Origin of the sequence: Terrisporobacter petrolearius, assembly GCF_020748185.1 — a bacterium.
Lineage (GTDB): Bacteria > Bacillota > Clostridia > Peptostreptococcales > Peptostreptococcaceae > Terrisporobacter > Terrisporobacter petrolearius.
On the sequence record NZ_JAHZMO010000063.1, the window covers coordinates 1 to 11,781 of the forward strand.

General features: G+C 27.0%; 15 protein-coding genes and 1 pseudogene. 11 read left to right on the top strand and 5 right to left on the bottom strand.

What is annotated here, in order from left to right; genetic code table 11:
- Positions 1-257 precede the first annotated feature (257 nt).
- Together K0040_RS18615 and K0040_RS18620 are read right to left on the bottom strand one after the other, a co-directional pair.
- Complete coding sequence (locus K0040_RS18615; protein ID WP_228110227.1) at positions 258-881, bottom strand: DUF4352 domain-containing protein; 624 nt, start codon at positions 879-881, stop codon at positions 258-260.
- Positions 882-977: 96 nt separating this feature from the next.
- A complete protein-coding gene (locus K0040_RS18620; protein ID WP_228110228.1) occupies positions 978-1,496 on the bottom strand; it encodes a hypothetical protein in 519 nt (172 codons plus the stop codon).
- 313 nt (positions 1,497-1,809) lie between these two features.
- Here K0040_RS18620 and K0040_RS18625 point away from each other — a divergent pair, with 313 nt between their 5' ends.
- The 4 genes from K0040_RS18625 to K0040_RS18640 all read left to right on the top strand — a co-directional run bounded on the left by K0040_RS18625 (position 1,810) and on the right by K0040_RS18640 (position 5,176).
- The gene (locus K0040_RS18625; RefSeq protein ID WP_228110229.1) at positions 1,810-1,983 is read left to right on the top strand and encodes a hypothetical protein; all 174 of its coding nucleotides are present in this window, start codon (positions 1,810-1,812) and stop codon (positions 1,981-1,983) included.
- 240 nt (positions 1,984-2,223) lie between these two features.
- On the top strand, positions 2,224-2,592 hold the full coding sequence (locus K0040_RS18630; protein ID WP_228110230.1) for a hypothetical protein: 369 nt from the start codon (positions 2,224-2,226) through the stop codon (positions 2,590-2,592).
- An 11-nt stretch (positions 2,593-2,603) separates the two neighbouring features.
- Positions 2,604-2,861 carry a hypothetical protein gene (locus K0040_RS18635; RefSeq protein WP_228110231.1) on the top strand — a complete coding sequence of 86 codons (258 nt, stop codon included), beginning with the start codon at positions 2,604-2,606 and terminating at the stop codon, positions 2,859-2,861.
- 2 nt (positions 2,862-2,863) lie between these two features.
- On the top strand, positions 2,864-5,176 hold the full coding sequence (locus K0040_RS18640) for a type IV secretory system conjugative DNA transfer family protein (RefSeq protein WP_228110232.1): 2,313 nt from the start codon (positions 2,864-2,866) through the stop codon (positions 5,174-5,176).
- A gap of 326 nt (positions 5,177-5,502) precedes the next feature.
- Here K0040_RS18640 and K0040_RS18645 read toward each other — a convergent pair whose 3' ends face one another.
- The gene (locus tag K0040_RS18645; RefSeq protein WP_228110233.1) at positions 5,503-6,408 is read right to left on the bottom strand and encodes a cation diffusion facilitator family transporter; all 906 of its coding nucleotides are present in this window, start codon (positions 6,406-6,408) and stop codon (positions 5,503-5,505) included.
- Positions 6,409-6,668: 260 nt separating this feature from the next.
- Between K0040_RS18645 and K0040_RS18650 the strand changes: the two genes are divergently transcribed.
- Together K0040_RS18650 and K0040_RS18655 are read left to right on the top strand one after the other, a co-directional pair.
- A complete protein-coding gene (locus K0040_RS18650; RefSeq protein ID WP_074917334.1) occupies positions 6,669-7,079 on the top strand; it encodes a hypothetical protein in 411 nt (136 codons plus the stop codon).
- 127 nt (positions 7,080-7,206) lie between these two features.
- Positions 7,207-8,577, top strand: a complete 1,371-nt coding sequence (locus K0040_RS18655) for a cation:dicarboxylate symporter family transporter (RefSeq protein ID WP_228110234.1) — start codon at positions 7,207-7,209, stop codon at positions 8,575-8,577.
- Positions 8,578-8,633: 56 nt separating this feature from the next.
- Here K0040_RS18655 and K0040_RS18660 read toward each other — a convergent pair whose 3' ends face one another.
- Positions 8,634-9,452 (bottom strand): hypothetical protein, encoded by an 819-nt coding sequence (locus K0040_RS18660; protein ID WP_074917332.1) that lies wholly within the window; start codon positions 9,450-9,452, stop codon positions 8,634-8,636.
- 242 nt (positions 9,453-9,694) lie between these two features.
- Here K0040_RS18660 and K0040_RS18665 point away from each other — a divergent pair, with 242 nt between their 5' ends.
- From K0040_RS18665 to K0040_RS18685, 5 genes are all read left to right on the top strand, one after another.
- Positions 9,695-9,907, top strand: coding sequence for a DUF3955 domain-containing protein (locus K0040_RS18665; RefSeq protein WP_228110235.1), 213 nt, complete (start codon positions 9,695-9,697; stop codon positions 9,905-9,907).
- 16 nt (positions 9,908-9,923) lie between these two features.
- Positions 9,924-10,409: a DUF2975 domain-containing protein gene (locus K0040_RS18670; RefSeq protein ID WP_074917330.1), complete on the top strand. Its 486-nt coding sequence runs from the start codon at positions 9,924-9,926 to the stop codon at positions 10,407-10,409.
- A 12-nt stretch (positions 10,410-10,421) separates the two neighbouring features.
- The gene (locus K0040_RS18675; protein WP_228110236.1) at positions 10,422-10,646 is read left to right on the top strand and encodes a helix-turn-helix domain-containing protein; all 225 of its coding nucleotides are present in this window, start codon (positions 10,422-10,424) and stop codon (positions 10,644-10,646) included.
- A gap of 184 nt (positions 10,647-10,830) precedes the next feature.
- Positions 10,831-11,196, top strand: coding sequence for a C-GCAxxG-C-C family (seleno)protein (locus tag K0040_RS18680; RefSeq protein WP_228110237.1), 366 nt, complete (start codon positions 10,831-10,833; stop codon positions 11,194-11,196).
- Between the two features lie 20 nt (positions 11,197-11,216).
- A complete protein-coding gene (locus K0040_RS18685) occupies positions 11,217-11,570 on the top strand; it encodes a rhodanese-like domain-containing protein (RefSeq protein ID WP_228110238.1) in 354 nt (117 codons plus the stop codon).
- Positions 11,571-11,616: 46 nt separating this feature from the next.
- Here K0040_RS18685 and K0040_RS18690 read toward each other — a convergent pair.
- Positions 11,617-11,781 (bottom strand): annotated as a pseudogene (locus K0040_RS18690) (IS256 family transposase); the annotation flags it as partial.

The window sequence follows — 11,781 nt, forward strand, 5'->3', positions numbered from 1 at the left end:
AATAATTGTGAAAAGAATGCTAGTATTAGTATTTCTTAGAAATAAAAAAATATTACTGGAATTTTGAATTTCCAGTAATATAAATTACAAAACAAAATTATTACACAAATCTATAGACATTCTCTATTTATAAAATATAGGTACTATAATAATATGTATAGGATCTTTAACGCATGTCTATAATTTTAATAATCCATGTAATTATGTAATTTTAAAAGGCTGGTAGGGAAATAAAGTTCCTTACCAGCCTTATCTATTTATTTTTCTTCAATTGACCATTTCATGGTATCTACATTTATTTTAAATATATGCGTATCATTCCACATTCCTGCCCCAATATCACATTCTATATCTGTGCCATCGCCTACAGGAATTAACTCCCAGCAATCATCTATAGAATATCCACTTCTTACGGAAGTCTGTTCATTTCCACATTTATAATAATGACCTTTATAATCTTTATTATCATTTAAGCTTATTCCGTTTTGATAAGGTTTACATTGAAAATTCCAAATTGCGCTAGAATTATCTCCAGATTCATTTATAAAAGTATAAGTTAATCTAATTGTATCTTTGACCTTATCAATTTTTTTTATAACAAAGCAATATTTGTCATTAGATAGAACAAATTTATTCTTACCTAGATCGTGCCCATTCCATTCTGTAATTTTTTTATCTTTTTTATCTTCTTTATTACTTTCTGTTGTAGATCCTACTTCCTGTGTTGTTTCGGTTTGTTGTTCTTGTGTAACTGGCGTTTTTTCTACTTTATTTTCCTTAACTGCACCTTTGTTTAAATTTCCTAATGCCCCTAGCCCTAATACTATTATTAATCCTGTTGCTATTTTATTATTTTTTATCCAATCTTTTAAATTTTTCATTTCACTATCCCCTTTGATTCATTTTATATTGTGTAAGTAAATAATTCTATCTAATTAGACAATTTCCTTTAAATTAACTCAGCCAGACTTTTTATACTAGCAAAAAATTACGATTATAAATATTATAATTCCAACGGTTATAGATAATGCTTTCGCTTTATCATGTGAATCTAAATCAACATTGGTATTTTCGATGTTTTTATTTGTAACTTCAATATCTTTATTAGTAATCTCAGTATCAATAATACTAACTTCAATGCCTTTATGCATTTTGGATAAATTCATTTCAGAAAATTCTTTAGAACTTATTTTATATATACTGTGACAATCATTACATTCTATTGTGTACCCAGCGATGTAATTAATTATTAATACAATAGGTACAAATATAATTAAAAATGTGAATATAGCTGGAAATATAAAAGCACTAATACCTATTAATCCAAATGTTAATACTGAAAGAACAGATGCACTAAAAGTAACACTTCCAATTAAGGATGCGATTAATCCTCCGCCAATGCCTATTTTAGCAAATAAACCATTTTTTTTTACTTCTGCGTGAATACTTTTACATTTGGGACACTCAATGTATTTTTTATTTGTAACTTCTTTCATTTTAATAGACCCCCCATTTTAGTTATCTCAATTAAATAATATCACAATATTTGGTAATTTATTATTTAAAAGTATTTTTATAAGCATTTCTCTATCAAACTCAATCAGTGGATAATAACCTCTTAGATTATAAAGGTATTCTCTTAATATTTCTTTTATTATATATCCACCTTGAATTTTTATTTAATAATGCATATGCGTAAACTATATATAAGTTTCCACATTTTTATAATAAAATTATTTAAAAAGTAGGAATTTTTATACTTAAAATTGAATATAAATTAGTAAAGTTACAATGAAAGGAGTGAAGTTAATGGATAAAAAGAAACCTTTAAAACATCAAATAAGCTATAAAGAAAACATAAGAGATGTAGCAATTTACAATTATTTAGAAGATAGTGTCAAGGGTACATTTGGAATAAGCGTCTATATAAAAATGTTAGTTGAAAAAGACATGCGAGAAAAAGGAGTGTGGAAATGGGATTAAAAATAAACTGAATAATAAAAGAGTGCCCCAGCCTGCAAGCTAATAGAGCACTCTTCGTGGATTGAACGACAAATAAATGTGTTCATTTTTATATATTCTATAAAAACTATTATAATCCTTTTACTATACATTCAAATATTATCCCAGCAGTTATCATGCCCATATAAAAAGTGTACATTTCTTCAATCCTCCGAACGAATAATTTATTATTAATTATTTACAATCTGGGAGGTTTTATTCATGAAAAAGATAGATACTTATACGTTTAATGAATTTTTAACTCAAGACAAAGTAAATAAGATAGACAAACAAATTGAAATTCTTAAAAGAGATAAAAATAAATACATGATGGTAGTTTTGATATTAGCATTAATTTTAAATCCTTCAATAATATATGCAGATAAAGTTACAGCTATAGGTGACACCATATTAAATAAAATTCAAATGTATATGGCTATTGTAGCAACAATAATGTGTTCAATAGAATTAGCAAGTGAATTAGCAAAAGGTGGAAGGGGATACTTTCAAATCATATTTAAATATGCAACTGGTTATCTAGCTCTCATCTTAGCTCCAATAATATTCGAAATTATAAGGGATTTATTCTAGGAGGTGCTGATATGAAAGAATTGTTATGGAATGCAGTTAAGGAATTTATGAAAGAATCTGTATTTGCGGATATGTGGAATAGTCTATGTAATTTATTGAATTGTTGTTTAAAGGGTGTTTATAATCTTAGTTTTTATGTTCTTATTATTCTTTGCATGTATAATATCGTGTTGGCTATGTTTGGATCTAAAGAAGCTAAAGTTAAAGTAGTAAGTAATATTTTGATTTGGGCTATGATTGAAATGATAGCAACTATGTTGGGGGTGTAGTTATGAAGAATATAAAACTAAGTGACTACTATGAAATAATTAATCCTAAATATAGATATCTGAAACTAATCCCACATACAAGTGCTAAAAATAATAAATCAGATGATATAGCAGCAATTGTCAATTCGATGTATAGATCTTTAAAACTTAGAGTAACAAGAGAAAATAGCAGACTTACTATAACATCTCAATGCAAGTTATCTTATTATATATACATTACTAAAGAAAATGTTAGTTTTTATTTTATAGTACCTGATTACTATCTATCATTAATAAAAAATAAAATTAACAGCACTTGGGGTAATAAAATAAACATAGAAGAAGTATCAGAAATACCTACTTTTTCTGAAAATTGCAGTAAATACCAAATGACATATAAAAATAAAGACGCATTATCTTTGGCAACAGATAAAAGAAATAATGATTTACTATCTAATAATCTATCTGTTATAGATACTATGAAAGACAATGATGCAGTAGGCATTATTTATAACATGATGCCAATGTCTCCAAGACAACAGAAAACGTGGATTACAAGATATAACGAGGACTATGAAGCTTATAACAAAAATAGAAATATAGAAAAAATAAAACTAGAGCCTAGAAGTTTAATATATTTAGCCTTTTTAAATCTAATTAAAGGACTAGATTTTTTTATAAAAGAGATACAAACAGCTCTTGCTAAAGAAAATATGCAGATAGAAGCGGTTAATCAAGTTAGTTCAGTTATAGAGAATAGAAAAGTATTATCAAAATCAACAATTAAGAAAAAAACAGACACAATAATTAAAACTCAAATAGCAGTATTGAGCGAAAGTACGGATAAAACACAGCAGGAAAAACTGCTTGATACTATTGCAAATAGTTTTGAAATAATAAAAGATGATAATAAATTAATACCTAAAGCTACTAAAGGCAACTTTGAATTTACTGATTTTGATTTCAAACTAGATAATTTAGAGTGCTCAGATAAAAAACTAAGCAATGCTATTGCAATACCAGGAAGAGAATTGCTTAGTGAATATAGTAAAATAGAAAAAAACGAGATAAATGAGTCTACTTTACCAGAAGAATTAAAAAAAGGATATATAAAACTTGGAGTAAATAAATATAAAAATGGCAATGAAGAAGCTTATTTTAACTCTAAACCTTCTTTAATTAATTTGCCTATCGCTATACTAGGTGGTTCAAGAAGTGGTAAATCAACTTTATCTGAAAATATTTGTAAGAATATAATTGATAAAGGAGAAGGGTTAGTAGTATTTGATTATATTAAAAATACAGAGTTTGCAGATAATATTAGAAGAATAACGCCTGTTGACCGTCTAATTGATTTAGATTTAACTAATGCTGAATGCTATCAAGCTTTTTCGTACAATGAGTTAAGTATTAATGAAAATATGACTGATTTAAAAAAAATAAAAATATCTAATATGAAGATAAAACAGGTTATGAATTTAGTTGATTCTATAAATGAAGATGGTAAAAGGTTGACTGGCAAAATGAGAAGATATTTAATTAGCGCAGGAAAAATAGTATTTTTAAATAATAATGCTTCACTAAAAGATGTTATTAGATGTTTACAAAACCATGTTATTAGAAATAATTTATTAAACAATCTAAATGATAACTTGAAAAGCATATTAGAAGAAGATATAGATAACATGCTTGAGATTAATGAATATGATAAAAAAGAGGGTACTATATGCGGAACAAAAGATAGTAAAATAGAAGGAATTATAGACAGAGTTAACTTATTGAAAGAGGACCCAAATATAGATTTGATGTATAGTTTAAATCCAGCTAATAATATTAATTTCGTTAATGCTATGAATGAAGGTAAAATAATATTAATTAGATTAAAAGAGAGTGAGTATAATGAAAGTTTAAGCAAGAATATATTAGTTACTTTTTTTATAACAAAAATTTGGTTGGCCACACTTATAAGAAATACAACTAAATGTAAAAGATGCACTGTAATAATAGATGAGATATTTCAAGTACCTATGGCTCAATATCTAATTGGCAAAGAATTGGTTCAAAGTGCCAAGTTCAATTTAAGATACATTTTTACATTGCATTATTTAAACCAATTATCAGAGAAAACAAAGGAAGATCTAAAGAATGCAAATGCTAGTTACGTATTAATTAGTGGATGTGATAAAAGGGCATATAAAGAATTAGAGGAAGAATTTAAAAGAAATGATTACGATTTATCTGATTTGTTGAATCTTGAAGAATATCATTCGTTAAATCTTATAAAAACAAGTAAAGCTTATGCTAGTTTTATAACTAAACTTCCACCACCTATCTAAAAATAGGTGGTTTTATTTTATATTTATACAAAATAAAACAGAGGATTCTTAATGCACAGAATCCTCCATAATTGCTTAACATACTAACCACTACATGTTCATTATGCTCACTCATACTTCGCAAGCTATAATAACCACTGCGTAGTATAGCATATGCGAAAGCTTACTAAAAATATTCCTAAAATTAAAAATTTAGTATAAAATATAAAAAGCTAGGGCGTAATACCATAGCCTTTTATAAATGTGCATAACTAGTAAAAAACTGTGGATAAAACTGTGGATAAATTGATTGACTGACAAATAACTGACAATTTACAGTGCTATTTTTATGAAAATGTGTTATTGCAACAATTGTAACGATTTATACAAGGTTCAACATGAACAGTTATACCTTTTACAATTTGTAGTTCTTCTAAAATAGAGATTTCAAGTTTATTTGCAATTTCATGTCCTTGTAAAACTGTTAAATCTTTATTTACACAAATAGTTAAGTCCACATAAGCCATTGAACCGTGTTTTCTTGTTCTAAGTTCACCAATATTTAAAACACCATCTGTGTCATTTGCAATTGTAATGATTTGTGATTCATCATTCTCATTTATAGAATAATCCATTAACTCATTAATTGCATCTTTAAAAATATCTAATCCAACTTTTGCAACAAATAAACCAACAACTACTGTAGCAATAGGATCTAGAGCTTTGAATCCAAGTAAAGAACCACCAATACCTATGAATGCAGCTACAGAAGATAAAGCATCAGATCTATGGTGCCATGCATCTGCTTTTAAAGATGGGGAATTTATTTTCTTAGCAACTTTTATAGTTATTTTGTATTGATATTCTTTAATTCCAATGGAAATTACAGAAATAATTAGTGGTAAAAATGTAGGCACCTGCACATCATTCAAGTGGATTAGTGAATTTATCCCATTTAAACTTATTTTTAGTGCAACACCTATAAGTAACATGGATAATAAAAAAGACACTAAAGTTTCTGCTTTTTCATGTCCATAATTGTGTTCTTTATCATTTGGTGTTTTTGCAATTTTATTGCCTATCAAAACTCCTATTGAACTAATTATATCTGATGCAGAGTGAAGGCCATCTGCAATCATAGCGTTTGATTTTCCTAGTATACCTCCTAAAACTTTAATAAATGTTAAAATAACATTCCATATAATGGATATTAATGTGACTTTTGTTGCTTCATCGTATCTACTATTACTCATATTAATCCCTCTCACTCAAATTTTCGTTCTCAATTAATAATATTATATTACTGTTAAAACATGATTATGTCAAATGAAATTGTTAGATTGTGTTCTCAATTGAAAATGAAATTTGTTTTAACAATATAAATACAATTAATAGATACCCAAATAAGATTCTTTTAATAAGGTTTTTGTTAATGGGTAAAAGAGTTGTTAAAAACCATTATATATGTTAAAATTCTTTACACGAAAGATTAAAATTTCAAGGGAGAATAATAATGAAAGAGAAATTAATGAAATTTATGTATGGAAGATATGGGAATGATGAATTGAATCAATTTCTGTTCAAGTTAGTATTTATAAGTTTAATAATATCTTTATTAACTGGTAGAGCAAGTTTATTTGGCGAAATATTTTACATTCTGGCTTTAATTATGGTGATATTTATATACTTTAGGATGTTTTCTAAGAATTTTAATAAAAGGTATTCAGAAAGAACATTATATTTAAATTTTAATAATAAAGTGAAGTTATCTCTAGATAAACAAAAGAATATTAAAAAACAAAAGAAATCATATGCATTTTTTAAATGTCCTTCTTGTAAACAGAAGGTAAGAGTACCTAAGGGGAAAGGTAAGATTTCTATTCACTGCCCAAAGTGCAATGTAGATTTTATAAAGAAAAGTTAATTTTAAAAGAAGTATCTCAAAGTTTTTAAGAGATACTTCTTTTTTTTATAAAAAAGTATTGTGTTATCAAAATGATAATGATATAATTTAAATTATCATTTTGATAATAAATATTTGGGAGGATAATATGAGTAATACATTTTTATCGCAATTTTTAATGATAACTAATATATACAGTGTATTAATGGTTGTTGTACTAGTAGGCTTATTCTTTATAATAAATAAAATAAGCAAGAAATTTAATTTTACAAACTTAATGATAATTTCAATATTTTTAGGCTTAGGTCTTGGAATTTTAATTCAGGCATTGGCTCAGTTTCCGAAAGATCCTACATCTATTACATGGATAAATGAAGTAAGTACATGGTATGGATTATTTGGTAACGGCTTTATGGACTTATTGAAAATGATAGTAATACCTTTAGTTTTAGTTTCAATAATTAGAGTTATAATGAATATGAAAGAAGATAACTTGGGAAAACTAACATTCAGATCTGTGGCAATGTTTTTTGCAACAACAGCCATAGCAGCTATTATTGCTGTAATAGTAGCGAATATATTTGATTTAGGTGCTTCTGTACAAGTGGCTAATACTAGTGAAGAGCTTAGAGAGATAACATCACTACCAGACACTATAAGGAATTTACTTCCATCGAATCCAATAAAGGCTATGGCTGATGGAAATACAGTGGCAGTAGTAATTTTTGCGGCTTTTATAGGTCTTGCCATAAGAAGACTTAGAAAAAAATATTTAGAAATAATAAAGCCTTTTATAGATATGGTGGAAGCTTTTTATAAAATTATAGTTTCAGTTGCTATAACAGTTATAAAACTTATGCCTTATGCTGTTGTACCATTGATGGCTAGTACCATAGCAAGTAGAGGAGTTAATTCACTTTTAGATGTGGTAGATTTCATCTTTGCCTTATATATAAGTGTGGTAATTATGTTTGTTGTTCATTTGATAATAATTACTCTAAGTGGAATGAATCCAATAACTTATATTAAAAACGCATCAAAAGCATTAATTTTAGCTTTCACGTCTCGTTCAAGTTTAGGTACGCTACCTGTTACGGTAGAAGCTTTAACGGAGAATATGAAAGTAGATTCAGGAACTGCTAGCTTTGTAACAAGCTTAGGTTCAAATATGGGTATGAATGGATGTGCAGGAGTATATCCAGCATTAGTTAGTGTATTGATTGCTAATATGGCTGGAGTAGATATGAACTTTACTTTCTACGTAATGTTAATAATAGTTATAACAATAAGTTCACTGGGTATTGCAGGAATACCAGGAACTGCAACTATGTCTGTATCTGTGGTAATTTCAGGGATGGGAATGGGAGCGTATTTCCCACTGGCTGGAGCAATAATAGCTATAGACCCAATTCTTGATATGGGAAGGACTATGTTAAATGTTAATGGGACAATGGCAACAGCTATAGCTATTGACAAGTCATTAAAATCTAATGAAAAAAAAGATACAAAAGTAGCTTAATTTAATAAAATAAAACAGCAACTATTTTAGATAATATAAAATAGTTGCTGTTTTTATTATAAAATATTATTTAAAGATTCTTTTAATGAAGAAATAAATGTATCTCTTAAAGTTGATGAAATATCTAATAAAGATAAATAAGGATTTAAATCTTCCATTTCTACAAGGAGTAAATTACCATGTTCATCTCTACAAGCATCAATTCTTTGAATTCCATGACTTAAATTGTTCCAGTTTAATAATATATTACAAAAATCAAAATCTTCGTTTGTAGGTGTATATTCTTCCATTTGCCATCTCTTTTCTTTATTTGGAGCATAAAGAGCATACTGGAATTTTCTATCTATATAATAAAAAGATACTTCATACTGAAAATCTATAAATGGTTGAATTAAAAAATCATAATTATTTGAGCTAATTTTTTTACAAATTTCTTTCTTGCTTAAAAATTCTAAACCTATAGAATCAGCACCATCTATTGGTTTTATTATATAATTATCTACATCTGGTAGTTTATGAAAGTCATTAATATTATTCACAGTCTTAATAACGGGCATATTATTGTTTGTAAGGTCTATTAAATAATTTTTACCGTTCATATCTCCATGACCATCAAAAGAATTATAAGTAAGTAAATTATTAGTTTTTACTTCATTCCTAAATATTTTATATTCTTCTTCAAAATTGGCAGCAGGGCCTGTATTTCTAAACAAAACTAAATCGAAATCTTCACTAAAGTGATTCATGTCTTTTGGATTACAAATAACTAATTTGAAATCTTCTCTAAGTGCAGAGGTAAGGAAAAGATCTTCTTCATAGTAATTTCTACCTTTTGCATTGTAATATAAGTCAGTTACAAATAGTATTTTCTTCATAGCGCCTCCATTTGATAATAAAGTATATTTGTTGTGAGAAATTATATAAATTATAGTTAAAAACTTATATTATATCAACTATTAGAGTGTCATTTTATATTTAAGTTTAATGCATAGTTAATATTATTGAGATTATGATTTAAGTAACACAATAAAAATTTATTGAAAAACAATAAATTTTTATTGTGTTTTTATAAATAATGTATTAATATAATTATAGAAAATAAAAAGGAGAGAAAAAAATGAAAAAATATAAAATTACATTACTATGTTTATTAATGACTGCATTATGTGTAGTATCATTTAACTTAATAGGAAGCAAAGTTTTAGAAGATGGAACTTTAAAGGAACCATTCTTTTTAATTCCAATAGCATATTTATTCTTATTTATTTCAATAATAAGTGCATTAGTAATTAAGATTAATGATGTGTATAAATTAAAAAAACATAACTAAAAGGAGACAATATAAAATGAAAAATAATTATTCTAAAATTTTAAATATTGTAGTTTCGGTGGGAATAATCTTAACACTAATTATGTTGGCAGGTTTGCCTTTTATTTTGGGTTCACTAAGTAAAACTGCATTCATAAATATTGAATCAAAATATATAACAGTAATGACTGTGGGTATTTACATCTGTGCAGCACCTTATGTAATTGCATTACTTAATTTGAAAAAATTATGTTCACATATAACAAGTAAAAATCCTTTTTGTGAGAGTATACCAAAGCTAATAAATAATATTGCTTACTGCTCATTTAGTGAGGTTATTCTTTTTAACTTAATCAATATGATTTTTTACTTTGTATTTGACATATATTTTTACGCACTTACTATTGTACCTTGTGTAATAGTTTCATTTTTATCACTTGCTATAGGAGTTTTTGCTCTTGTTTCATCTAAATTATTTGAAATAGCTATAGACATTAAGGATGAAAATGATAGAACTATTTAAGGAGGTAATCAAATGGCTATAATTGTAAATTTAGATGTGATGATGGCAAAGAGAAAAATGAGCGCCACGGAGCTTTCTAAAAAACTTGGAATTACCATGGCTAACTTATCAATACTGAAAAATAATAAGGCAAGGGCTGTGAGATTTTCCACATTAAATGAAATATGCAAGGCACTTGATTGTCAGCCTGGGGATATTTTAGAATATGTAGATGATTATGAGGAGATAAATGAATAGAATATATATACTAATAAAGATATGAAAATTGGTGATGTTTAAGATAAAATAGTAAAATAATGTTTTTCATAGTAGGCTATAATTATATGAAAGAACATATTGTTTGTGATAAAGTCACAGAAAAAAACTAAAATAGTGCTATAATGTATGTATAATTAAATTGAACTGAAAAGGAGACATTAAAATGACGAAACCATCAATTTATCATAGTCAAGGGTATACTTGTGCAGAAGCACTAATAAAATCTTATAACGAAGAATTTAAAACAGAGATACCTGTTGCTTTAGGAAGTGGAATGGGAACGGGTATAACAGTGGGCAGTCTATGTGGAGCGGTTAATGCAGCTGTTTTAGTAGCAGGTTACATAAAAGGAAGAGAAGATAGTTGTGATCCAAATGAAGCTAGAAAATATACAAAAGAAATAATGAAAAAAGTAAGAGAAGAATATAATACAGAAATTTGCGCTAATCTGAAGAAAAATAAGGTAAGTTGTAGCGAAATAATAGATTTTTCATATAATGCATTAAAAGAAGTTTTAAAAGATGCATAAAATATGGAGGATGAGACGTTGTGGGATTATTTAGAAAAAGAGGTTACACTATTATAACTGGATCTCAATTTCAAAAGATGACAAGTGACAACAATATAATAATTTTAGATGTGAGAAGTTCAGGAGAGTATAAAACAGGGCATATTCCAAATGCTATAAATTTACCTGTTGATGCACTTTCATCAAAATTATCAACATTAAATTCATATAAAGATAGTGAAATAGTTGTGTATTGCGCTTCTGGAGGAAGAAGTGCAAGAGCTTGTGATATTTTATCTAAAAATGGGTTTAATAAGGTTTACAACTTAAGTGGAGGAGTGTCTTCTTATAATGGTAAGCTAACTAAGGGTTTGTCAATAAAAGTGTGTAAGTAGTTTTTATTTTATAAGTCAGGTAGATAAAATTAATCTACCTGATTTTTTAATACTGATATTTTTTAACTCTTTCTTTTAAATTCCCATCCATATCTAATTGATTTCTGACAAGAGCCCAATTTGAAATTGGACGATTATTCCACTTTTTATAAAGTTCAGTTATCCTAAGATAAAGTAATTTAAGTAGTGAATTTTCATTAGGAAAAGCTCC